Source organism: Citrobacter sp. HN-141, from assembly GCF_033341895.1.
Lineage (GTDB): Bacteria > Pseudomonadota > Gammaproteobacteria > Enterobacterales > Enterobacteriaceae > Citrobacter.
Genome location: NZ_JAWPBF010000019.1, coordinates 1 through 23,951, shown reverse-complemented (window position 1 = coordinate 23,951; position 23,951 = coordinate 1). Strand labels below are relative to the sequence as shown.

General features: G+C 52.6%; 23 protein-coding genes and 1 tRNA gene. 7 read left to right on the top strand and 17 right to left on the bottom strand.

The annotated features are described in order from the left end of the window. Window positions 1–32: 32 nt before the first annotated feature. The 5 genes from wzzE to trxA form a co-directional block, all read right to left on the bottom strand. On the bottom strand, window positions 33–1,079 hold the full coding sequence (gene wzzE / locus RYZ59_RS20125; protein ID WP_137383182.1) for an ECA polysaccharide chain length modulation protein: 1,047 nt from the start codon (window positions 1,077–1,079) through the stop codon (window positions 33–35). Between the two features lie 12 nt (window positions 1,080–1,091). Continuing rightward, entirely contained in the window at window positions 1,092–2,195 is a 1,104-nt protein-coding gene (wecA, locus tag RYZ59_RS20120; protein WP_005133353.1) for a UDP-N-acetylglucosamine--undecaprenyl-phosphate N-acetylglucosaminephosphotransferase, read from the bottom strand. 239 nt (window positions 2,196–2,434) lie between these two features. Further along, a complete protein-coding gene (rho, locus tag RYZ59_RS20115; protein WP_002437993.1) occupies window positions 2,435–3,694 on the bottom strand; it encodes a transcription termination factor Rho in 1,260 nt (419 codons plus the stop codon). Window positions 3,695–3,772: 78 nt separating this feature from the next. Further along, the gene (locus RYZ59_RS20110) at window positions 3,773–3,856 is read right to left on the bottom strand and encodes a rho operon leader peptide (protein ID WP_101743114.1); all 84 of its coding nucleotides are present in this window, start codon (window positions 3,854–3,856) and stop codon (window positions 3,773–3,775) included. A 176-nt stretch (window positions 3,857–4,032) separates the two neighbouring features. Then, entirely contained in the window at window positions 4,033–4,362 is a 330-nt protein-coding gene (gene trxA / locus RYZ59_RS20105) for a thioredoxin TrxA (protein ID WP_001280776.1), read from the bottom strand. 240 nt (window positions 4,363–4,602) lie between these two features. Here trxA and rhlB point away from each other — a divergent pair, with 240 nt between their 5' ends. After that, complete coding sequence (gene rhlB, locus RYZ59_RS20100; RefSeq protein ID WP_137383183.1) at window positions 4,603–5,871, top strand: ATP-dependent RNA helicase RhlB; 1,269 nt, start codon at window positions 4,603–4,605, stop codon at window positions 5,869–5,871. Between the two features lie 136 nt (window positions 5,872–6,007). Beyond that, the gene (gene gppA / locus RYZ59_RS20095) at window positions 6,008–7,489 is read left to right on the top strand and encodes a guanosine-5'-triphosphate,3'-diphosphate diphosphatase (RefSeq protein WP_318050323.1); all 1,482 of its coding nucleotides are present in this window, start codon (window positions 6,008–6,010) and stop codon (window positions 7,487–7,489) included. A gap of 48 nt (window positions 7,490–7,537) precedes the next feature. Here the strand turns inward: gppA and rep are convergent, their stop codons facing one another. Beyond that, window positions 7,538–9,559, bottom strand: a complete 2,022-nt coding sequence (gene rep / locus RYZ59_RS20090) for a DNA helicase Rep (RefSeq protein WP_271449835.1) — start codon at window positions 9,557–9,559, stop codon at window positions 7,538–7,540. 116 nt (window positions 9,560–9,675) lie between these two features. Here rep and ppiC (RYZ59_RS20085) point away from each other — a divergent pair, with 116 nt between their 5' ends. Together ppiC (RYZ59_RS20085) and ppiC (RYZ59_RS20080) are read left to right on the top strand one after the other, a co-directional pair. Next, entirely contained in the window at window positions 9,676–9,957 is a 282-nt protein-coding gene (ppiC, locus tag RYZ59_RS20085; RefSeq protein ID WP_318050324.1) for a peptidylprolyl isomerase PpiC, read from the top strand. Window positions 9,958–10,008: 51 nt separating this feature from the next. Beyond that, the gene (gene ppiC, locus RYZ59_RS20080) at window positions 10,009–10,290 is read left to right on the top strand and encodes a peptidylprolyl isomerase PpiC (protein WP_003017999.1); all 282 of its coding nucleotides are present in this window, start codon (window positions 10,009–10,011) and stop codon (window positions 10,288–10,290) included. 76 nt (window positions 10,291–10,366) lie between these two features. Here ppiC (RYZ59_RS20080) and RYZ59_RS20075 read toward each other — a convergent pair whose 3' ends face one another. From RYZ59_RS20075 to ilvC, 3 genes are all read right to left on the bottom strand, one after another. Continuing rightward, window positions 10,367–10,732: a DUF1360 domain-containing protein gene (locus RYZ59_RS20075; protein WP_137383186.1), complete on the bottom strand. Its 366-nt coding sequence runs from the start codon at window positions 10,730–10,732 to the stop codon at window positions 10,367–10,369. Then, window positions 10,725–11,168 carry an Rrf2 family transcriptional regulator gene (locus RYZ59_RS20070; RefSeq protein WP_271440993.1) on the bottom strand — a complete coding sequence of 148 codons (444 nt, stop codon included), beginning with the start codon at window positions 11,166–11,168 and terminating at the stop codon, window positions 10,725–10,727. Before RYZ59_RS20070 ends, RYZ59_RS20075 begins: the two co-directional genes overlap by 8 nt. A gap of 190 nt (window positions 11,169–11,358) precedes the next feature. Then, window positions 11,359–12,834 (bottom strand): ketol-acid reductoisomerase, encoded by a 1,476-nt coding sequence (ilvC, locus tag RYZ59_RS20065; protein ID WP_137383188.1) that lies wholly within the window; start codon window positions 12,832–12,834, stop codon window positions 11,359–11,361. 153 nt (window positions 12,835–12,987) lie between these two features. Between ilvC and ilvY the strand changes: the two genes are divergently transcribed. Continuing rightward, on the top strand, window positions 12,988–13,878 hold the full coding sequence (gene ilvY, locus RYZ59_RS20060) for an HTH-type transcriptional activator IlvY (protein ID WP_202037324.1): 891 nt from the start codon (window positions 12,988–12,990) through the stop codon (window positions 13,876–13,878). A gap of 32 nt (window positions 13,879–13,910) precedes the next feature. Here the strand turns inward: ilvY and ilvA are convergent, their stop codons facing one another. The 6 genes from ilvA to ilvL all read right to left on the bottom strand — a co-directional run bounded on the left by ilvA (window position 13,911) and on the right by ilvL (window position 20,462). Continuing rightward, window positions 13,911–15,455, bottom strand: a complete 1,545-nt coding sequence (ilvA, locus tag RYZ59_RS20055; RefSeq protein ID WP_318050325.1) for a threonine ammonia-lyase, biosynthetic — start codon at window positions 15,453–15,455, stop codon at window positions 13,911–13,913. Between the two features lie 4 nt (window positions 15,456–15,459). After that, window positions 15,460–17,310, bottom strand: a complete 1,851-nt coding sequence (gene ilvD, locus RYZ59_RS20050) for a dihydroxy-acid dehydratase (protein WP_318050326.1) — start codon at window positions 17,308–17,310, stop codon at window positions 15,460–15,462. A 60-nt stretch (window positions 17,311–17,370) separates the two neighbouring features. Beyond that, window positions 17,371–18,300 (bottom strand): branched-chain amino acid transaminase, encoded by a 930-nt coding sequence (locus RYZ59_RS20045; protein WP_061066908.1) that lies wholly within the window; start codon window positions 18,298–18,300, stop codon window positions 17,371–17,373. A 17-nt stretch (window positions 18,301–18,317) separates the two neighbouring features. Beyond that, complete coding sequence (gene ilvM, locus RYZ59_RS20040) at window positions 18,318–18,581, bottom strand: acetolactate synthase 2 small subunit (RefSeq protein ID WP_003018017.1); 264 nt, start codon at window positions 18,579–18,581, stop codon at window positions 18,318–18,320. Further along, on the bottom strand, window positions 18,578–20,224 hold the full coding sequence (ilvG, locus tag RYZ59_RS20035; RefSeq protein ID WP_137383193.1) for an acetolactate synthase 2 catalytic subunit: 1,647 nt from the start codon (window positions 20,222–20,224) through the stop codon (window positions 18,578–18,580). Before ilvG ends, ilvM begins: the two co-directional genes overlap by 4 nt. 139 nt (window positions 20,225–20,363) lie before the next feature. Next, window positions 20,364–20,462: an ilv operon leader peptide gene (gene ilvL, locus RYZ59_RS20030; protein ID WP_001311244.1), complete on the bottom strand. Its 99-nt coding sequence runs from the start codon at window positions 20,460–20,462 to the stop codon at window positions 20,364–20,366. A 352-nt stretch (window positions 20,463–20,814) separates the two neighbouring features. Here ilvL and RYZ59_RS20025 point away from each other — a divergent pair, with 352 nt between their 5' ends. Continuing rightward, on the top strand, window positions 20,815–22,335 hold the full coding sequence (locus RYZ59_RS20025) for a YifB family Mg chelatase-like AAA ATPase (RefSeq protein WP_318050327.1): 1,521 nt from the start codon (window positions 20,815–20,817) through the stop codon (window positions 22,333–22,335). A gap of 25 nt (window positions 22,336–22,360) precedes the next feature. Here the strand turns inward: RYZ59_RS20025 and maoP are convergent, their stop codons facing one another. Continuing rightward, window positions 22,361–22,699, bottom strand: coding sequence for a macrodomain Ori organization protein MaoP (gene maoP, locus RYZ59_RS20020; RefSeq protein ID WP_003018025.1), 339 nt, complete (start codon window positions 22,697–22,699; stop codon window positions 22,361–22,363). 106 nt (window positions 22,700–22,805) lie between these two features. Here maoP and hdfR point away from each other — a divergent pair, with 106 nt between their 5' ends. Beyond that, window positions 22,806–23,651 (top strand): HTH-type transcriptional regulator HdfR, encoded by an 846-nt coding sequence (gene hdfR / locus RYZ59_RS20015; protein ID WP_318050328.1) that lies wholly within the window; start codon window positions 22,806–22,808, stop codon window positions 23,649–23,651. Window positions 23,652–23,753: 102 nt separating this feature from the next. Here hdfR and RYZ59_RS20010 read toward each other — a convergent pair. Beyond that, window positions 23,754–23,829, bottom strand: a tRNA-Trp gene (locus tag RYZ59_RS20010). Window positions 23,830–23,951 lie beyond the last annotated feature (122 nt).

The window sequence follows — 23,951 nt, the reverse complement described above, 5'->3', positions numbered from 1 at the left end:
TGAGAGCCCAGCCCCTCACTGCAACGGTATTGCTAAATCGAACGGCGACGGGTTAATGCAACACCAGCACCGATCAGGGCCCCAACGATGCCCCACATAATCATCAGGAAGGCACGACGTGGGCTATCACGTTTTACCGGTTCTTCCGGCGTCCGCAAATAACGATAGGTCTGAAAACGTGGGTCCAGGGTCGGTCCTACATTCAGCGTATTCAGCATGGCCCTGTTTTGAAAATAGTCCATATCAAAATCTGGGCCAACAGATTGCAGGTTTTCGAGTCGCGCCTGCAGCATAGGGCGTCCGAGTAAAAACAACTCAGAATCAGGCAACTCTTCAGCAGGGACATCAGTAGAAGTACGCGAAATATTATGCTGCTCAGCAATTTTGAGCGCTTGTTCAATGTTATGAACACGGCGAGAGAAAATCGATTTTGCTACCTCTTCCTGCCGTTTGACCTGCGCTTTCATTTGCACCGTCCGCGCGGCCCATGCACCTTTCAGCTCATCGTTCAGATGACGTGCTGCGCGCTGGCTGGCAAAGGCCACGTACTGGCGCAGCAGATTGTTGGCATCAGGTGCCGTTTCCGCAATAAGCTTCACGCTGTCATTGGTGTTCCGCAACGCATCACCAGGCATAAACTGAATGTTATTGATCAGTTCATCCAACAGCGCGGCATCGGCTTTACTGTTTCCGACCATACGCTGCTTGTAATAATCAGTCTGCTGCCAGAATTCACGACGCGTATCCCAGGAAGCAAGCTGCATGATAAATTCTTTATAGGCTTCATCCATCACCGACGGCTGGTCCGTTGACGCGAGACTGGCCTTAATATCCAGGTTGCGCAGGAACTGTTGTTGAGAGTAATAGCCCCCCAACATATTCACCGTAGGCTTGTCTGAAATCGCCGTTGCGCTCCACTCCTGACGGGCGAAAAAAGTATAGGCGAGAGCAACAAGTGCAAATGCGAGCGCCATACCGACAATCCACACCTTCCCTGCCCATAAGGTACGAAACAACCCACGGATATCCAGTTCATTTTCAGCGCTCACGGCGTCTTCCCCCGGTAATGGTTGTGTCATCGCATCCTCAATTCACTTGGTTAAGTTTGGTTTGCCTTCACGAATTCTTCGCAGTCTGCGCTTCACTCGCTTGATAAATCTCGCCACTTTCCAGGCACGCTTGATACAGTATCCGTAGAGGCCAAATGCCATTAAAAACAGCACCAGCATGGCCCATTCCGGAACCAAACGGAAATATTCAGCCAGCACACCGATGGATGCCAGCACGGCCGCAGCCAGCGTAATCAGAACAAATGCCTGGCGGGAAGTAAACCCTGCCCGCATCACCAAATGATGAATGTGCTGGCGATCGGCTGAGAACGGGCTCATGCCCTTACGCAAACGCCGGTACATGATTGCCACCATATCCATCAACGGGATGGCGATAATCCACAGCGCGGTAACTGGGCTTATAGGATGTGTTTTGCCCTGCGTAGTTTCCAGCAGGATCCAGATGATGGTAAAACCAATCAGCGTACTGCCGGCATCACCCATGAAGACTTTATAACGGCGCCCAAGAACGCCCAGGTTCAGCAGAATATAAGGCAGAATGGCGGCGATCATCGCAAAACACCATACGGCCAGACTCGTCTGCCCATCGAACCACAGGATAAACCCCATCGCCGCGAATGAAACGCTGGACAGCCCACCTAACAGGCCGTCAATGCCGTCCACCATATTGAAAGCATTAATTGCCGCCCAGACGGCAAACAGCGTCAGTAAATAGCCAAACGGACCAAGAATCATCTCCCAGGGGCCAAAAATATACCCAAGGCTAAGCAGATAGAGTTTGCCAACCGACATCATGATGATGCCGATCGCGGCCTGGATAGTTGCGCGAATTTTTACACTGATATCAAAACGATCATCCAGCGCGCCAACCAAAACCAGCACGCCGGCACAGGCCAGATAGAGAGATGCATGCGGGATGTAATAATCAGCAATCACAAACGTAAAGCAAATACCTGCGTAAGCCGAAATCCCCCCAACCAGCGGGATCAATCCTTGATGCCGTTTACGAAAGTTGGGTTTATCCACTAAACCAATCTTTTTTGCGACCTTACGCGCAAAGAAAAGAAACAGTGTTGTGAATAAAAAAATACTGATGAGATCAGTGCTTACTGTCAGTAAATTCACAATGCATGCTCTCAGAGAAAATTAATAGCAGAAGTATAACCACGAAGACCTTTATTCAGAAGGGAAACCCGTCTCCATATCCGATGGTTCTGTATAATTATCAACCACAAGATACAAATTACGAATCTTTTTCAACCTGGCGGTATGTCATACCGTATTATTGTTATTGTGTCGTTAAGATTACAGGCATAAAAGCAAAACGCCACGTAAAAACGTGGCGTTTTCGGATGATGCCTGAATTATGAGCGCTTCATCATATCGAAGAAGTCATCATTGGTCTTGGTCATCGCCAGCTTGTTAATGAGGAACTCCATTGCATCAATTTCACCCATCGGATGGATGATTTTGCGCAGTATCCACATTTTCTGCAGCTCTTCCTGGGTGGTAAGCAGCTCTTCTTTACGGGTACCGGAACGATTGTAGTCGATAGCCGGGAAGACGCGTTTTTCAGCAATCTTACGAGAGAGGTGCAGTTCCATGTTGCCGGTACCTTTAAACTCTTCGTAGATAACTTCATCCATTTTAGAGCCGGTATCGATAAGTGCAGTCGCGATGATGGTCAGGCTGCCGCCCTCTTCCACGTTACGTGCCGCACCGAAGAAACGCTTCGGACGGTGCAGGGCGTTAGCGTCCACACCACCGGTCAGGACTTTACCTGAAGCCGGAACCACGGTGTTGTAAGCACGCGCCAGACGCGTGATGGAGTCGAGCAGGATGATAACGTCTTTCTTATGTTCAACCAGACGTTTCGCCTTCTCGATTACCATTTCCGCAACCTGAACGTGGCGAGATGCGGGTTCGTCAAAGGTAGAAGCCACAACTTCACCTTTAACCAGACGCTGCATCTCGGTCACTTCTTCCGGACGTTCGTCAATCAGCAGAACCATCAGCACACAGTCCGGGTGGTTGTAGGCAATGCTCTGCGCAATGTTCTGCAGCAGCATGGTTTTACCCGCTTTCGGCGGTGCCACAATCAGACCACGTTGACCACGACCGATCGGCGATGCCAGATCCAGTACACGCGCCGTTAAGTCCTCGGTAGAACCATTACCACGCTCCATGCGCAGACGGGAGTTTGCGTGCAGCGGCGTTAAGTTTTCGAAGAGGATTTTGTTACGGGCGTTTTCCGGTTTGTCGTAGTTAACTTCGTTAACTTTCAACAGCGCAAAATAGCGTTCACCTTCTTTTGGCGGGCGAATCTTACCAGAAATGGTATCACCAGTGCGGAGGTTGAAACGGCGGATTTGGCTTGGAGAAACGTAGATGTCATCAGGACCGGCGAGGTAGGAGCTGTCTGCAGAGCGGAGGAAACCAAATCCATCCTGCAATATCTCCAGCACACCGTCACCAAAGATATCTTCGCCACTCTTTGCGTGCTGCTTCAGGATGGCAAAAATAATGTCCTGCTTGCGCATACGAGCCAGGTTTTCAAGGCCCATATTTTCGCCGAGAGTGATCAGCTCAGAAACCGGCGTATTCTTTAATTCGGTAAGATTCATAATGGTGTGAGTTCTTAAACTTGGGGTAAATCTCGAACTTAATGTTGTGAATGGTATGGCAGGGTCATCCATGCCTGTTTACGGCCATCGACTCATGTCTGTTCGCTGTCTGGTCACAGGAAAGTACGCAGAACTGAAACGACAAGACGGATTGAGTGACAAGGCCCTGAATCTGTCTACTTCTCGCACGAGAAACAACGGGAAGTATTGGATAAAGCTAGATTCAAACTTAATAAGGTATGTTTAATACGAAGTCAACACTAACTTAGCACGACTCAAGTCGGGCGTCCAGTCATCCGAATCATTTCGAAGTATGGCCGCCCGATCATGATACTTCCTTACGCTAAGTTAGCGTCGAGGAACTCTTTCAACTGACCTTTGGACAGTGCGCCAACTTTAGTCGCCGCAACTTCACCGTTTTTAAACAGCAGAAGGGTCGGGATGCCACGAATACCATACTTCGGCGCGGTGCCTGGGTTTTGGTCAATGTTCAGTTTAGCAACCGTCAATTTGCCCTGATATTCGTCAGCGATTTCATCCAGAATCGGAGCGATCATTTTGCACGGACCGCACCACTCTGCCCAGAAATCAACGAGGATAGCTCCGTCCGCTTTGAGTACATCCGTGTCAAAACTGTCGTCAGTCAGGTGAATAATTTTATCGCTCATAATAACTCCACAGGAATAAGCCTGGTGTGTTGGTGTTTACACATCATCCTTCAAAGCCGCCTTTTTGTTGGCTGTGCGCTGCGTCCTGGTCACGTACTCAATACGCTTCTTTGGACCCATTCACTTGCCATCTCGACGCATCATGAATGAATTGTGTACAGTATTAACCAACTAAAGGTTGACTTTATTTCACCGGATACGCTTTCGTAAAGCAATAGTAAGCTGATATTCTACCACACTATGAGCAAAACACATTTAACAGAACAGAAGTTTTCCGACTTCGCCCTGCACCCAAAGGTGATAGAAGCCCTTGAAAATAAAGGGTTTCATAACTGCACGCCCATTCAGGCTCTCGCGCTGCCGCTTACGCTGGCAGGCCGTGATGTTGCAGGGCAGGCGCAAACCGGTACCGGAAAAACGATGGCGTTCCTTACGTCAACGTTTCATTATCTTCTCTCTCATCCCGCGATTGCCGATCGCAAGGTGAACCAGCCGCGTGCGTTAATTATGGCGCCAACGCGTGAGTTAGCCGTGCAGATCCATGCCGATGCGGAACCGCTGGCGCAAACTACCGGTCTGAAATTAGGCCTGGCTTATGGCGGTGACGGTTACGACAAACAGCTGAAGGTGCTGGAAAGCGGCGTCGATATTCTTATCGGCACGACTGGTCGTCTCATTGACTACGCAAAACAGAACCATATCAACCTGGGCGCGATTCAGGTCGTAGTACTGGACGAAGCCGATCGTATGTACGATCTCGGCTTTATTAAAGACATTCGTTGGCTGTTCCGCCGTATGCCGCCAACCACTCAACGCCTGAACATGCTGTTTTCCGCAACGCTCTCTTACCGCGTTCGTGAACTGGCGTTTGAACAGATGAACAACGCCGAGTACGTTGAAGTCGAGCCGGAACAGAAGACGGGCCACCGTATTAAAGAAGAGCTCTTCTATCCTTCAAACGAAGAGAAAATGCGTTTACTGCAAACGCTGATCGAAGAAGAGTGGCCAGATCGCGCCATTGTTTTTGCTAACACCAAACATCGCTGTGAAGAGATCTGGGGCAGCCTTGCTGCTGACGGACATCGCGTAGGCCTGCTTACCGGTGACGTGGCGCAGAAAAAACGCCTGCGTATCCTAGATGAGTTCACCCGTGGCGATCTCGATATTCTCGTCGCAACCGATGTCGCGGCGCGTGGCCTGCACATCCCAGCCGTAACGCACGTGTTTAACTATGACCTGCCGGATGACTGTGAAGATTACGTCCACCGTATTGGTCGTACAGGTCGTGCTGGCGCAAGTGGTCATTCTATTAGCCTGGCTTGTGAAGAGTACGCGCTGAATTTACCTGCAATCGAGACCTACATTGGCCACTCGATTCCGGTCAGCAAGTACAACCCGGACGCGCTGATGACTGACCTGCCGAAGCCGCTGCGCCTGACGCGCCCACGCCCAGGCAATGGCCCGCGTCGTACCGGTGGTGCTCCGCGTAATCGTCGTCGTTCAGGTTAAGAAAAGTTATGCCATACACAAAATCATTCAGCCTGTATCAAGGCGGCAAGAAAACGAATCCCAATGAGCTTACTTTCGTCAGTGATTCGGGTGAGAGAACGCAGCCAACACAGATACAGGTTGAAGGATGAAGTGTATGAATTCTACTTCGCTGTATGCGGCAATCGATCTCGGCTCTAATAGTTTTCATATGCTGGTCGTACGCGAGGTGGCGGGAAGCATCCAGACGCTCACGCGTATCAAACGCAAGGTGCGTCTGGCTGCCGGCCTGAACAACGACAACATTCTCTCCGCTGAAGCCATGGAGCGCGGTTGGCAATGTCTGCGCCTGTTTGCAGAACGTCTGCAGGATATCCCACAACCGCAAATCCGCGTCGTCGCTACCGCAACACTACGTATTGCCGTAAACGCCAACGCGTTTATCGCTAAAGCGCAAGAGATCCTCGGCTGCCCTGTCCAGGTAATTAGCGGCGAAGAAGAAGCCCGACTGATTTATCAGGGTGTCGCCCATACGACCGGCGGAGCCGATCAGCGCCTGGTCGTTGATATTGGCGGCGCCAGTACGGAACTGGTCACCGGTTCCGGCGCACAAACCACCTCCTTGTTTAGTCTGTCAATGGGCTGCGTTACCTGGCTCGAACGGTACTTCACCGATCGTAATCTGGCGCAGGAAAATTTTGACGAAGCAGAGAAGGCGGCGCGTGAGGTTCTACGCCCGGTAGCAGATAAACTGCGCTTTCATGGCTGGAAAGTTTGTGTGGGTGCCTCTGGTACCGTCCAGGCGCTACAGGAAATCATGATGGCACAGGGCATGGATGAGCGTATTACGTTGGCAAAACTCCAGCAGTTAAAACAGCGCGCCATTCATTGTGGACGCCTGGAAGAGCTGGAAATAGAGGGCCTAACGCTGGAACGCGCACTGGTGTTCCCCAGCGGACTGGCCATTCTGATTGCCATTTTCACCGAGCTGAACATTCAGTGCATGACCCTCGCCGGCGGCGCATTACGCGAAGGTCTGGTCTACGGCATGTTACATCTGGCAGTGGATCAGGATATTCGCAGCCGTACGTTGCGTAATATTCAGCGTCGATTTATGGTCGATACCGATCAAGCGCATCGGGTCGCTAACCTGGCAAGTAAGTTCCTCGATCAGGTAGAGAAAAAGTGGCATCTTGAAGCGATAAGTCGTGAACTACTGATTAGCGCCTGCCAGTTACATGAAATTGGGCTGAGCGTCGATTTTAAGCAGGCACCACAGCATGCGGCGTATCTGGTACGCAACCTCGATCTCCCGGGATTTACCCCCGCGCAAAAAAAACTGTTAGCCACGCTGTTATTAAATCAGACCAACCCGGTCGATCTCTCTTCGCTCCACCAGCAAAATGCCGTACCCCCGCGTATCGCTGAGCATCTTTGTCGCTTGTTACGGCTTGCGATCATCTTCGCAAGCCGCCGCCGTGACGATTTAGTGCCGGAGGTTCATTTGGATGCAAGAGATGAACACCTTACGGTAACGCTACCTGCCGGATGGCTGGCGCATCACCCACTGGGTAAAGAGCTCATCGATCAAGAAAGCCAGTGGCAAAGCTATGTTCACTGGCCTTTAGAAGTGCACTAAACTTCAAGTATTGCCGGATGGCGCTACGCTTATCCGGCCTACAAAAACCTACTTCTCTTTTGCTTTCGCCATCATGGCCCGAATATTCGCAATACTGGCTTGCCCCTTTTGCATCCGCTCCTCAGCGCTCACCACTTTACGCTCCTGTTCCCAGATTACGTCATCCTGTGGCAGCTCCAGCAGGAAGCGGCTCGGCTCCGGGCGCACCAACTCCCCGTATTGACGTCGCTCTTTGCACAACGTGAAGATCAGCTCTTTCTGTGCGCGGGTAATGCCGACGTAGGCCAGACGACGCTCTTCATCAATGTTGTCTTCATCAATGCTGCTCTGATGAGGTAAAAAGCCCTCTTCCATTCCCACCATAAACACATAGGGGAACTCCAGCCCTTTTGAAGCATGTAGCGTCATCAGCTGCACCTGATCCAACTCTTCTTCGCTTTCACCACGCTCCATCATGTCGCGCAGGGTAAAACGGGTAACAACCTGAGTCAGGGTCATCGGCTCTTCCAGATCGCTGCCTTCCAGCATCTCCGTCATCCAACTGAACAGCGTGTTGACGTTCTTCATACGCATTTCCGCCGCTTTCGGACTCGGCGAAGTCTCATACAGCCAGGATTCGTAATCAATGCCATGGATCAGGTCACGCACGGCGGCAATCGGTTCACGCTCCGCGAGGCGCTGGATTTCCCCCAGCCAGTGCGTAAAGCGGGTTAGAGAATCATAACCGCGCCCGGTCAGCGTCTGGCTAAGCCCCATATCAAAACTGGCGGTAAACAGGCTTTTATTACGCGTCATGGCCCACTCTCCCAACTTTTGCAGGGTCGCCGGGCCGATCTCACGCTTCGGTGTATTAACAATACGCAGAAACGCGCTGTCATCATCCGGGTTGCTCAGCACACGCAGGTAGGCGAGCAGATCTTTGATTTCCGGACGCGAGAAAAACGATGTCCCCCCGGAAATTTTGTACGGGATACGGTTCTGCATCAGGAATTTTTCGAACACCCGTGACTGGTGGTTGCCGCGATACAGGATCGCATAGTCCTTATACTGCGTCTTATTCACGAAGTGATGAGCAATCAACTCCCCGGTCACGCGTTCCGCTTCATGCTCTTCGTTGTTGGCACTCAGTACTTTCAACTCAGGTCCGTAGCCCAGCTCAGAGAACAACCGCTTTTCAAATACGTGCGGGTTATTGGCAATGAGGATGTTCGCGGCCTTCAGGATACGTCCGGAAGAACGGTAGTTCTGCTCCAGCTTAACCACCTGTAGCGCCGGAAAATCTTTGCTTAGCAGTACCAGGTTTTGCGGACGCGCACCACGCCACGAGTAAATCGACTGATCGTCATCACCCACGACGGTGAAGCGTGCACGGCTGCCCACCAATAACTTCACCAACTCGTACTGGCTGGTGTTGGTATCCTGATATTCATCCACCAGCAGGTAGCGAATCTTGTTTTGCCAGCGCTCACGTACCTCTTCATTACGTTGAAGCAGAAGCGTCGGGAGTAAGATCAGATCGTCAAAGTCGAGAACGTTACACGCCTTCATATGCGCGTCGTACAGACCATAGCAGTGCGCAAAAATACGATCTCGTTCGCCTTTAGCGCTGGCTGCTGCCTGCGCCGGGGTCATCAGATCGTTTTTCCAGTTGGAGATCGTGGAGATCAGCTGTTGGAGGATCAGTTTATCGTCCTCAATTAACCCTTCGGTCAGCTCCTTAAGCAGAGCGACCTGATCGGTATCGTCAAACAGCGAGAAGTTCGACTTCATCCCCAACGCCGCAAATTCACGCTTGATGATATCCAGCCCCAGGGTGTGAAAGGTGGAGATCATCAGTCCACGCGCCTCTTTACGTCCCAGCGTCTGCGCCACACGCTCTTTCATTTCACGTGCGGCCTTATTGGTAAACGTCACCGCCGCGATATGCCGCGCCTGATAACCGCAAACGCGAATCAGGTGCGCAATTTTATTGGTGATAACACGCGTCTTACCGGAACCCGCTCCCGCCAGCACCAGGCAAGGGCCAGTGACGAATTCGACGGCTTGTTGTTGTCCGGGGTTTAAACGCATAGGGGCATTGCTCAATCTGTAAACACGGGGGTGTGGATTGTAGCAGAAAGTCAGGCTGAGATTTACCCGCCGAATGGTAAAGTGTTGGGTAGCAAATCAACGATAAGAGTGACCTTATGGCAAAGAGCGCGGCAGCCCTGCACATCCTGGTAAAAGAAGAAAAACTGGCGCTGGAGATCCTCAGCAAACTGGGGCGAGGAATCAGCTTCAATCATCTGGCAAAACGCTATTCCCGTTGCCCTTCCGGGCGCAACGGTGGCGATCTTGGCGAATTTAAGCAGGGGATGATGGTGGGGCCATTCGACGCCGCCGTTTTTAGCTGTCCGCTACTTAAGCCTTTCGGGCCGGTCAAAACCAAATTTGGCTATCACATCATCAAGGTGCTGTATCGGCGATAAGCCATGCTAAAATCGCCAGCCTTACAGACTCGCTTATAGAAAGGCTCGATCATGGCAAAAACAGCAGCAGCAGTGCATATCCTGGTGAAAGAAGAGAAACTGGCACTGGATCTTCTGGAACAGATTAAAAACGGTGCCGATTTCGGCAAGCTGGCGAAGAAGCACTCCATCTGCCCATCGGGCAAACGCGGCGGTGACTTAGGTGAATTCCGCCAGGGCCAGATGGTTCCTGCATTCGACAAAGTGGTCTTCTCTTGCCCGGTGCTGGAGCCAACCGGCCCGCTGCACACTCAGTTCGGTTACCACATTATTAAGGTGTTGTACCGTAACTAAGGTGTATCCCCGGCGTCGGCGTTGCCTCGTCCGGGCTACCGGTCGTCCGTAGCCCGGACGAGGCAACGCCGGATTTTTATTTCTGCGATTGCAGCGTCTGCTGGGCGTTATGCTTCATCACGTGGGTGCTAACCGCCGCTTGGAACACCTTAAACATCAGGCCGTTAATCAGCGTGGTGATAGTAATCACGATAAACGCCGTCATCACCCAGTCAATCAGCGCAAACCCGCTGTTCAACAGCGCCGGGCGATATACCGCCATCCCGCCAAATACCACCCAGTGGCTTAAGCAATAGAAGCAGTGGAATAAGTGCCCCATCAGCGCGTTCTTTTCCGTCGTCCATTCGCGAAACGCGGCAAACAGCTCCGTCTGCGTCACCGTCATCGAAATACTGCTCGCCGCCATCGCAATCATCAGGCAGGTGGTTAAATTTTCAATCATGGTCGTGGCCTTTGTCGTTGAAGTAGCTAATAAATTCGCTGCCGATATCCTGTAGCGTCAGGCGTTTAAAACGATCGAGGATCAGCGTCTGCGCATCGGCGAGCGTCTCTGACATCACCCGGTTTACCCCCTGTTCTACCAGGCACTGCGGGTTTTCGCTGCGGTTGCCCAACGCAAACAGCGCCGGTTCGCCGAGCGCCATGTAGATATCGTAAAGCGTGATGTCGCTAACCGGCCGACACAGCCGCCAGCCGCCGTGGTGCCCCTTAGTGGCACAGACAATGTTGTTTTCCCTGAGCCCGGCAAGCAGCTTGCGGATGAATGCCGGATTGCCGTCGATAAAGGCAGCCATCTGTTCGGATGTCAGAGGTTTGTCCATCTGCTCCAGGTGAAGCAGGATGTGCAGCGTTGCTGAGAATGAGTTGTTTGTTTTCATGTAACTTACAATATTACATAAGATAGATATGAGCAATCCCAGAAATGATCATCTGTACAAATAAAAGCTATCTACATGATAAAAAGATGAATTTAGATGATAAGAGCGGAGCGAGCGATCCCGTCAAACGCAGATAAAAAAACGGCCCGGTAGCGAGGCGCTGACCGGGCCGGATGATAACGAGCTTTTATTAGCCTGCTACTGCGATACGCTTCATATCGGTCATGTAGCCGCGCAGTTTCTTACCAACCTGCTCGATAGCGTGGCCGCGAATAGCTTCGTTCACGTCGCGCAGCTGGGCATTGTCTACCGCGCCTTCAGCAATTGCTTTGCCCAGATCGCCAGTCTGCAGGGTAGTCATAAACTCTTTCAGCAGCGGTACGCAAGCGTAAGAGAACAGGTAGTTACCGTATTCTGCGGTGTCGGAGATAACCACGTTCATTTCGTACAGGCGCTTACGGGCGATGGTGTTGGCGATCAGCGGCAGTTCGTGCAGTGATTCGTAGTAAGCAGACTCTTCGATGATGCCGGAATCGACCATGGTTTCGAACGCCAGCTCAACGCCCGCTTTCACCATCGCAATCATCAGAACACCTTTATCGAAGTATTCCTGCTCGCCGATTTTACCTTCAAACTGCGGTGCGGTTTCGAACGCGGTTTTACCGGTCTCTTCACGCCAGGTCAGCAGTTTCTTATCGTCGTTAGCCCAGTCAGCCATCATGCCGGAAGAGAATTCACCGGAGATGATGTCATCCATGTGTTTCTGGAACAGCGGCGCCATGATCGCTTTCAGCTGTTCTGACAGCGCATAAGCACGCAGTTTTGCCGGGTTAGACAAACGGTCCATCATCAGGGTGATGCCGCCCTGCTTCAGCGCTTCGGTGATGGTTTCCCAGCCGAACTGAATCAGTTTTTCTGCGTAAGCCGGGTCGGTACCTTCTTCCACCAGCTTGTCGAAGCACAGCAGAGAGCCCGCCTGCAGCATTCCGCACAGGATAGTCTGCTCGCCCATCAGGTCAGATTTCACTTCTGCCACGAAGGAGGATTCCAGTACGCCAGCACGATGACCGCCGGTTGCCGCAGCCCAGGCTTTAGCGATGGCCATGCCTTCGCCTTTCGGATCGTTTTCCGGGTGAACCGCAATCAGGGTTGGTACGCCGAAACCACGTTTGTACTCTTCACGCACTTCAGTACCCGGGCACTTCGGCGCCACCATCACAACAGTGATGTCTTTACGGATCTGCTCGCCGACTTCGACGATGTTGAAGCCGTGGGAGTAGCCCAGCGCCGCACCGTCTTTCATCAGCGGCTGTACGGAACGTACAACATCGGAGTGCTGTTTGTCTGGCGTCAGGTTAACCACCAGATCCGCCTGCGGGATCAGCTCTTCGTAGGTACCCACTTTGAAGCCGTTTTCGGTCGCTTTACGCCATGAAGCACGTTTCTCAGCAATCGCTTCTTTACGCAGGGCGTAGGAGATATCCAGACCGGAGTCACGCATGTTCAGGCCCTGGTTCAGACCCTGAGCGCCACAGCCGACGATGACCACTTTTTTACCCTGAAGGTAGCTTGCGCCGTCGGCGAATTCTTCGCGGCCCATGAAGCGACATTTGCCCAGCTGAGCCAGCTGCTGACGCAGATTCAGTGTATTAAAGTAGTTAGCCATGATGGTGTACTCCGTGATGTTGTGTGTCTTATTGTTCGGTTCGCGTTTCAGCGAGAATGAACCCACATTACAACAGGAAATTTATTGCGGAAATTGATATATTCACAACGTCACATTGCAATTTATGCAACGTAGAAAACCGGAGACTGGTCTGTGGATTTACGCGATCTGAAAACCTTCCTGCATCTGGCGGAAAGCCGCCACTTTGGCCGCAGCGCACGGGCCATGCACGTCAGTCCTTCTACGCTTTCCCGGCAGATTCAGCGCCTGGAAGAGGATCTTGGTCAGGCGCTATTTGTCCGTGATAACCGCACGGTCACACTCACCGAAGCGGGCGAAGAGCTGCGCGTTTTTGCCCAGCAGACGCTGCTGCAGTATCAGCAATTACGCCATACCATTGATCAGCAAGGGCCGTCGCTGTCAGGTGAGCTGCATATCTTTTGTTCGGTGACCGCCGCATATAGCCATCTGCCGCCAATTCTTGACCGCTTTCGCGCCGAACACCCGTCGGTGGAGATTAAGCTCACCACCGGCGATGCTGCCGATGCAATGGAAAAAGTGGTGACGGGAGAAGCGGATCTGGCTATCGCCGGGAAGCCCGAAACGCTGCCGGGCGCGGTGGCCTTTTCCATGCTGGAGAATCTGGCTGTGGTACTGATCGCCCCGGCACTGCCTTGCCCGGTGCGCAATCAGGTTTCCGTTGATGACCCCGACTGGTCAACGGTACCCTTTATCATGGCTGACCAGGGCCCGGTTCGCCGCCGCATTGAGCTGTGGTTCCGCCGTCATAAAATCAGCAATCCCTCAATTTACGCCACGGTCGGCGGTCATGAAGCGATGGTCTCAATGGTGGCACTGGGCTGCGGTGTGGCGCTGCTGCCGGAAGTGGTGCTGGAAAATAGCCCTGAACCGGTGCGCAACCGCGTGATGATTTTAGAACGTAGCGACGAGAAAACGCCGTTTGAGCTGGGCGTTTGCGCACAAAAAAAGCGGCTGCATGAGCCGCTGATTGATGCGTTCTGGAGCTTGCTACCAGGGCACTAATGCCGGATGGCGGCACAAGCGCCTTCTCCGGCCTACCCTGCCAGAAAAAACCTGAACGCAGGGTTATGACTCTCATCATGGCAGTCGTAGCCCAGCTCATTTAGTCGTGTTTCAAAATCCGGCTCGTGCTCGCCCAATTCAAACGCCGCCAGAACACGGCCGTAGTCAGTTCCATGACTGCGATAGTGGAACAATGAAATATTCCAGTGGGTCCCCAGCGTATGCAGAAACTTCAGCAGCGCCCCCGGCGATTCCGGGAATTCGAAGCTGAACAGCCGCTCCTGCAAGGGTTTTGACGGACGTCCACCGACCATATAGCGCACGTGCAGTTTTGCCATTTCATCGTCGGAAAGGTCCACCACACTGTAGCCCCCCTCGTTGAGCAACTGGAGGATTTCCTTACGCTCTTCCAGACCGCGACTCAGACGTACCCCGACAAAAATACAAGCGTCTTTGGCATCGGCAAAACGATAGTTAAACTCGGTAACCGAGCGCCCACCCAGCAATTGGCAGAATTTCAGGAAGCTGCCCTTCTCTTCCGGGATGGTCACTGCCAGCAATGCTTCACGTTGTTCCCCCAACTCGCAGCGTTCAGAAACGTAGCGCAGGCCGTGGAAATTAACGTTGGCCCCAGAAAGCACATGCGCCAGCCGTTCACCGCGAATATTGTGCTGGGCGATGTATTTTTTCATTCCCGCCAGCGCCAGCGCGCCCGATGGCTCAGCCACGGCTCGCACATCTTCAAACAGGTCTTTCATCGCCGCGCAAATAGCATCGCTATCGACGGTGATAATGTCATCGAGATACTCCTGGCACAGACGGAAGGTTTCATCACCAATGCGTTTGACCGCTACGCCTTCAGCAAAAAGACCGACGCGCGGGAGATCCACCGGATGACCGGCCTCCAGCGCCGCTTTCAGGCAGGCAGAATCTTCAGCTTCCACGGCAATCACTTTGATTTGTGGCATCAGTTGTTTGATCAGCACTGCGACACCGGCGGCCAGACCACCGCCGCCGACCGGTACAAAAACGCGATCAAGATGGGCATCCTGCTGCAGTAACTCCAGCGCCAGCGTACCTTGCCCGGCAATCACCATCGGGTGATCGAACGGCGGGACCCAGGTAAAGCCCTGCTGTTGCGACAGCTCAATTGCTTTGGCTTTGGCTTCATCAAAGTTCGCCCCGTGCAGCAATACTTCGCCACCGAAACCGCGCACGGCATCGACTTTGATATCAGCGGTAGCCGTCGGCATGACAATCAGCGCTTTCACACCTAAACGCGCAGAGGAGAACGCCACGCCCTGGGCATGGTTTCCTGCTGATGCAGTGATTACGCCATGCGCTTTCTGCGCTTCAGTCAGTCCCGCCATCATGGCATAGGCTCCGCGCAGCTTGAAACTGTGCACGGGCTGTCGGTCTTCGCGTTTCACCAGAATGACGTTATCGAGGCGCGAAGAGAGCTTGTCCATTTTTTGTAGCGGTGTGACCTGCGCCGCTTCGTACACCGGCGCACGCAGTACCGCTCTGAGATATTCAGCACCTTCCGGCGTGCCGGACAGGGGTTGTGAATCCGCCATCGTCTTAACCCCCCAGTTTCGATTTATCGCGCACCGCACCTTTGTCGGCGCTGGTTGCCAAGCTGGCATAGGCGCGCAGGGCAAAGGAGACCTGACGCTGACGATCTTTTGGTGTCCAGGCTTTGTCACCGCGTGCTTCCTGCGCTTCACGGCGCGCAGCGATTTCCGCATCACTCAGTTGCAGTTGAATGCCACGACTCGGGATATCTATGGCAATCATGTCACCATCTTCGATAATCGCGATATTACCGCCGCTGGCCGCTTCCGGTGAAACGTGACCGATAGAGAGGCCCGAAGTACCGCCAGAGAAACGGCCATCTGTTATCAGCGCACAGGCCTTGCCCAGACCCATTGATTTCAGAAAGGTGGTTGGGTAAAGCATTTCCTGCATCCCTGGTCCGCCTTTCGGCCCTTCGTAGCGAATAACCACCACGTCGCCGGCAACCACTTTGCCGCCAAGAATAGCCTCAACCGCATCGTCCTGGCTTTCATACACTTTTGCCGGGCCGGTGAATTTCAGGATACTGTCATCCACGCCTGCGGTTTTCACGATGCAGCCGTTTTCCGCGAAGTTACCGTACAACACAGCCAGGCCGCCGTCTTTGCTGTAGGCGTGTTCCAGCGAGCGGATACAACCTTCGGCGCGATCGTCATCCAGCGTATCCCAACGGCAATCCTGCGAGAATGCCTGGGTGGTACGGATACCCGCTGGGCCGGCGCGGAACATCTTTTTCACTGCGTCATCTTTGGTCAGCATCACGTCATACCGATCGAGCGTTTGCGGCAGCGTCAGACCCAGCACGTTTTTCACGTCGCGGTTCAGTAATTCGGCGCGATCCAGTTCACCTAAAATGCCCAGAACGCCGCCTGCGCGGTGTACGTCTTCCATATGGTATTTCTGCGTGCTCGGCGCCACTTTACACAGTTGCGGTACTTTGCGGGACAGCTTGTCGATGTCACTCATCGTGAAGTCGATTTCCGCTTCCTGCGCGGCCGCCAGCAGGTGCAGAACGGTGTTGGTGGAGCCGCCCATCGCAATATCCAGGGTCATGGCGTTTTCAAACGCCGCTTTGTTGGCAATATTGCGCGGCAGCGCGGAAGCGTCATCCTGCTCATAATAGCGTTTGGTCAGCTCGACGATACGCGAACCGGCATTGAGGAACAGCTGCTTACGGTCAGCGTGGGTCGCCAGCAACGAACCATTACCCGGCTGCGACAGGCCCAGCGCTTCGGTCAGACAGTTCATCGAGTTCGCGGTGAACATCCCCGAGCAGGAGCCGCAAGTCGGACAGGCGGAACGCTCAACCTGTTCGCTTTGTGAGTCGGAGACTTTCGGGTCCGCGCCCTGAATCATCGCATCAACCAGGTCGAGCTTGATGATTTGGTCAGAGAGCTTGGTTTTCCCGGCTTCCATCGGACCGCCGGAAACAAAGATCACCGGAATATTCAGGCGCAAAGAGGCCATTAACATCCCGGGGGTGATTTTGTCGCAGTTGGAGATGCAGACCATCGCATCGGCACAGTGGGCGTTAACCATGTACTCGACCGAATCGGCAATCAGCTCGCGCGACGGCAGTGAATACAGCATGCCACCGTGCCCCATGGCGATACCATCATCCACAGCAATGGTGTTGAACTCTTTCGCCACGCCGCCTGAGGCTTCGATTTGTTCGGCAACCAGCTTACCGAGATCGCGCAGGTGGACGTGCCCCGGCACGAACTGGGTAAAGGAGTTCACCACAGCGATAATCGGTTTACCGAAGTCATCATCGGTCATCCCGGTGGCGCGCCACAGTGCGCGGGCACCCGCCATATTGCGGCCGTGGGTGGTGGTAGCAGAACGATACTTAGGCATGCTTGATTAACTCCCGTCTGTCTAATAATTGGGACGGTGCGTGCCGTCCCAAATTTATGTTTATTGATTAACCTGATCCAACCAGCCGTATTTATCTTCCGTTTCACCGGTGAAGAGACCAAAGAAGGCCTGCTGGATGCGTTTGGTGACCGGACCGCAGCGGCCTTCGCCCACCTGGATACCATCGACGCTGCGTACTGGGGTGATTTCGGCCGCAGTACCGGACATGAACACTTCGTCGGCCAGGTACAGCGATTCACGGGAAAGTACCTGCTCACGCACCTCGATATCGAGATCTTTCGCCAGCTTAATGATCGCATCACGGGTGATGCCTGGCAGCGCGGAAGAGGTAAACGGCGGGGTAAACAGAATGCCGTCTTTAACTTCAAACAGGTTTTCACCGGCACCTTCGGAGATGTAGCCATTCACGTCCAGCGCAATACCTTCCTGATAACCATGACGACGCGCTTCGCTACCCACCAGCAGCGAAGACAGATAGTTACCACCCGCTTTAGCCGCGGTAGGGATGGTGTTCGGCGCAACGCGGTTCCAGGAAGAAACCATGGCATCAATCCCTTGCTCCAGCGCTTCTGCACCAAGGTAAGCGCCCCACGGGAACGCGGCGATAATCACGTCAGTGGTGTATCCCGCTGGCGGGTTAACGCCCATACCTACATCGCCAACAAAAACCAGCGGACGGATATAGGCGCTGGTCAGATTGTTTTTGCGGATCACCGCGCGGCACGCTTCCATCAGTTCATCAACGCTCTGAGATACCGGAAAACGATAGATCTTGGCTGAATCACGCAGACGCTGCATGTGCTCGCGATGACGGAACACCACCGGCCCTTTGTGAGAGTCATAGCAACGGATGCCTTCAAATACCGAAGTACCGTAATGCAGCGCGTGGGACATCACGTGAACCTTCGCGTCTTCCCAACGAATCATCTCGCCATTAGACCAAATGTAATCAGCTTTTTTCGTCGTCATTTTTCTTCCTTTTGCGCTCAGGCGCGGATTTGTTGTGATGTGGTTGTGCTCTGGCAGATAGCAACGTGTGCAACATCTACCAGTTTACTTAACTGACTAAACAGTAAGTCGACCGACCGGGGGCTGGCAACGGTCAATTCGATATTTATATTCTGCGCATCGCTGGCGGCTTCCATATTCATGGAACACACCTGAAAACCACGATGGCGTACCACGCGTAAAACACGTTCTAACGTTTCCGGATTGAAACGAGCCTCAACGGCGACCTGATGTTGCATCATGATAATTTCTCCAGCATTTCTGAGTTGCTGGCACCTGGCGGTACCAGAGGCCAGACATTCTCAAGTTCGTCGATTGAGACATGAAGCAGGTATGGCCCCTCACTGTTCAGCATCGTGTCGAGGGCCGCTTCAACCTGGTCTTTACGGGTGATATGTTGACCTGGGATGCCGAATGCGCTGGCCAACATGAGGAAATCGGGGTTATCGGTAAGGGTGGTTTCGCTATAACGTTCCTGAAAAAACAACTGCTGCCATTGTCGCACCATGCCTAACCGTTGGTTGTCGAGTAAGACGATCTTCAACGGCAATTGCTTGCGCTTTACGGTGCCCAGCTCCTGTACATTCATCATGAAGGAACCGTCACCGGAGATACAGATTACCGTATCATTCGGGCGAGCTACCTGCGCGCCAACCGCGGCGGGTAAACCAAAGCCCATCGTTCCCAGCCCGCTGGAGGTGATGAAATTTTCCGGGCGGGTGTAGGTCATATGCTGTGCAGACCACATCTGATGCTGGCCAACATCCGTTGTAACAACGCTATCCGCAGGTTTACGGTCCGACAGTTGTTTTAACAACAACGGCGCATAGATGGCCTCACCCGGATGGTCATAGCGCCAGGTATGCTCTGCGCGCAGTTCTGCACTGTGCTGACGCCAGGCGTCAACGTTCAGGGGTTGTTGTAATGCCGGTAACAGCGTATTTAAATCGCCCTGTAACGCTACGTGCGCCTGACGCAGTTTGTTCATCTCAGCCGGATCGATATCCATGTGGATCACGCTGGCATTCGGAGCGAAGGTGTTCAGCTTGCCAGTCACCCGGTCATCAAAACGTGCCCCGACAGCGATCAGTAAGTCGCATTCCTGCACCGCAAAATTCGCGGCCTTGGTTCCGTGCATCCCCAGCATTCCCAGGTAATACGGATAATCAGCGTCAACTGCGCCCAGACCTTTCAGCGTACAAGCGACCGGTAATTGGGTCAGCGCGATAAATTCACGCAGGGCAGGAACCGCCTGCGCCATACCAACGCCGCCACCTACGTACAGAATCGGTTTTTGCGCCTGCGCCAGCATGTTACGCGCCTGCTCAACGTCAGCATGAGGGAATGCGGCCGCATCTTCTACGGTCGTGAAATACGGTTCCAGCGTACCGCTGGCTAACTGGATATCTTTCGGGATATCAACCAGAACAGGCCCCGGACGGCCGGAGTTCGCCACGTTGAAAGCTTCCGCCATAATGCGCGGCAACTCCTCCAGTGACTGGACCAGGAAGCTATGTTTGGTGCAGGACAGCGACATACCCAGCACGTCCACTTCCTGAAACGCATCGGTTCCGATGAATGGTGCAGCAACCTGGCCGGTGATGGCCACAACAGGAACAGAATCTAACAGCGCATCAGCAAGACCCGTAATCAGGTTGGTAGCACCCGGACCGGAAGTGGCGATGCATACACCGGTTTTACCTGTAGAGCGGGCATAGCCAATAGCCGCCATCGCCGCGCCCTGCTCATGACGGCACAACAGGTGTTCTACGCCGCCGTCATACAACGCATCGTAAACCGGCATAATTGCGCCACCAGGATAACCGAAAACGGTTTTAACCCCTTGTGCACGCAACGCATGTACCACCCACTGAGCCCCATTCATAGTTACATCCCCGCCGTAAATCTTGAGAAACAGAATTTTATGCTACCGTTCACTTTCTGTTCCTCGTGTCTGTTTTTAAGGTCAAAAAAAACCCCCGAACCTTTCGGTGCGGGGGTCTTAGTTCGTTAAGGCTTGTTTTCTAAGCCTTTCCTCGTCCAAGTGCAGCCCCGCACGGTGGGATAATAATCACCACCACGCTAATCACGACCAGGCTAATCACTCGTAGAAGGGCTGTCATTTTTGTATTTTCTTGCATCTTGTTCGAAGGAATACCTAAAGAGTTACCATAGAATTTGCGAATAGCACAAGATATTTTTGTTTTCATTTTTCTGACGCCGTTAACGGTTTAGATAAATACCGTTGTTTTTTATACAAAAAATATAAAATGAAAATATTTCACGTTTCAGCGCATCAGCACAACCTGCGATCCCTTTCCTCGGCACACTCATACGCATTTGCGAGCGAGATTCCAGACATGGCGCAAGCAATTCCTGATTACACAAAAACACAGGAATAAGCATCTAAAAACATCAATTATGCAGAATCTTGCCGATATCTATTGCGACATAATGTTCCCACCTGGAGGGGTTATGTCACTATCGATTGTTCACACACGCGCCGCACTCGGCGTGAATGCACCAGCCATTACCATCGAGGTACATATCAGCAATGGCCTGCCTGGTTTAACCATGGTGGGGTTACCTGAAACGACGGTGAAAGAGGCTCGCGATCGGGTACGCAGCGCAATTATTAATAGCGGGTATAAATTCCCGGCCAGGAAGATAACCATCAACCTGGCTCCGGCTGACCTCCCCAAAGAAGGGGGACGATATGATTTGCCTATCGCTGTTGCGCTTCTGGTCGCTTCTGAGCAGCTTACAACCCATAATCTCGATACCTATGAGCTGGTAGGCGAATTAGCGCTTACAGGCGCTTTACGCGGCGTTCCAGGCGCTATATCAAGCGCAACCGAAGCGATTCGAGCAGGCCGGCGCATCATTGTCGCTAAAGAGAATGCCGCAGAGGTTGGCCTAATACACGGTGAAGGGTGCCTGATTGCCGATCACCTGCAGGCGGTATGCGCATTCCTGGAAGGAAAACATGATTTAGACAAACCGCAATCTGCAGACTTTACCGCCGCACCTTCACCAGAGGATCTCAGTGATGTCATCGGTCAGGAACAGGGTAAACGAGGGCTGGAGATCACCGCCGCTGGTGGTCACAACCTCCTGTTTATCGGCCCACCTGGTACGGGCAAGACCATGCTGGCCAGTCGCCTCAGAGGATTGCTTCCTCCACTTAGCAACGATGAGGCGCTGGAAAGTGCAGCGATCCTCAGTCTGGTCAATTCCGATACGATTCAAAAACAGTGGAAGCAACGCCCTTTTCGTTCTCCCCATCACAGTGCTTCACTAACCGCAATGGTGGGGGGTGGTTCTATTCCCGCCCCGGGAGAGATCTCCCTGGCGCATAACGGTATATTATTTCTGGATGAATTACCTGAGTTTGAGCGACGCACGCTGGATGCACTACGTGAGCCTATTGAGTCCGGACAGATCCATTTGTCCCGCACGCGGGCTAAAATAACCTACCCAGCGCGTTTTCAACTGATTGCTGCTATGAATCCTAGCCCAACGGGCCATTACCAGGGAAACCATAACCGCTGCAGTTCAGAACAGACGCTGCGTTATCTTAATCGACTATCAGGACCTTTTCTTGACCGCTTTGATCTCTCCCTCGAAATCCCCTTGCCACCCCCCGGCATACTCAGCCAGAACGCGGTGAAAGGAGAAGACAGCGCTACGGTAAAACAACGCGTTCTGGCAGCCCGGGAACGTCAGTACCAGCGGCAAAATAAGTTAAATGCGCATCTGGACAGTCAGGATATACATAAATTTTGCATGCTTCGCAGTGATGATGCGCACTGGCTTGAGGACACGTTAGCTCGTCTTGGATTGTCCATCCGCGCCTGGCTACGCCTGATAAAAGTTGCACGTACCATTGCGGATATTGAACAGTGCGACCATATCACCCGCCAGCACTTGCAGGAGGCCGTTGCTTATCGGGCGATAGACAGGTTATTAATTCACCTGCAGAAATTACAGGCATAAAAAAAGGGCTTACGCCCTTTTTTTATTAATCATCAGATTCGGTGTAATCTTCCGCACCTTCTACCTGAGGTTTCCCGCCAGACAGAGTGTGGAAACGTTTCGGACGTTTAATCCGCGTCATGTACTTGGACCACACACGTTCAGCTTCAGTAACCGGTTCGCGTTCACCACGGCACACCGCAACAAACAATTTTTCTTCTTCAGTTACTGGCTCACGTTTGCCCAGATCCAGCTCGTTGAAGGCATAGCCATGACGCTCAAGCAGCTGTGCCTCTTTAATGGTGAAATCACCATGACGGGAGAATCCGCGGGGGTAATATTTATTGTCGAAATATCGATTAGTCGTCGTAAAGCTTTCCGCCATCCTGCACGCTCCTAATTCTTTGGCCGAGCTATTTATGGCGCGGAGTATTAGTTACGCTTGACAGAGCGTCAAACAAAAGATTTAAATCATCACGACAAATAATTTTATGGAGCGCGTTGTGGATACGGAATTGTTAAAAACTTTCCTGGAAGTTAGCCGGACACGCCACTTTGGCAGGGCTGCTGAAGCGCTCTACCTGACCCAGTCGGCGGTGAGTTTTCGGATCAGACAACTGGAAAATCAACTGGGTGTGAACCTGTTCACCCGACACAGAAACAATATTCGTTTGACCGCTGCAGGTGAAAAATTATTGCCTTACGCAGAAACGCTGATGAATACGTGGCAAGCAGCACGTAAGGAGGTCGCGAATACCTCACGGCACAACGAGTTTTCGATCGGTGCCAGTGCATCCCTTTGGGAATGCATGCTCAATGACTGGTTGCGGCGTTTGTACCAATCTCAGGAGCCACAATCCAGCCTGCAGTTTGAAGCGCGAATCGCTCAGCGCCAGTCGCTGGTAAAGCAGCTCCATGAGCGACAGCTGGATCTGTTAATTACGACCGAAACCCCAAAAATGGACGAATTTAGCAGCCAACTGTTGGGATATTTCACGCTGGCGCTTTATTGCAGTACCCCTTCGCAAACCAAAGATGAACTGAATTACCTACGCCTGGAATGGGGACCGGATTTTCAGCAGCATGAAGCGGGATTGATTGCAGGAGATGAAGTGCCGGTACTTACGACCAGTTCTGCAGAACTGGCAAGACAGCAACTTTCTGTAATTAAAGGATTTAGTTGGCTTCCCGTCAGCTGGGCCAGAACCAAAAGCGATCTTCACACGGTTACCGACAGTACGACGCTTTCACGTCCGTTATATGCGGTATGGCTGCAAAATAGCGACAAACACGCACTTATTCGCGAACTGCTGAAAACAAATATTTTGGAAGATTAACGAAAACGCTGGCAAGGATGCCGGGAAACAATGAACTGGAAGATCTCGAACATAATGTTCAGGTAAAAAAAAATCCTTAGCAAAAATGCTAAGGATTGTTTCTGGCAGGGGCGGAGAGACTCGAACTCGCGACACCCGGTTTTGGAGACCGGTGCTCTACCAACTGAGCTACGCCCCTAAATTTTCTTATCATTAAGCCTGCTTAGTAGCAGGCTTAATTTTCTAATAAGTGGCGGAACGGACGGGACTCGAACCCGCGACCCCCTGCGTGACAGGCAGGTATTCTAACCAACTGAACTA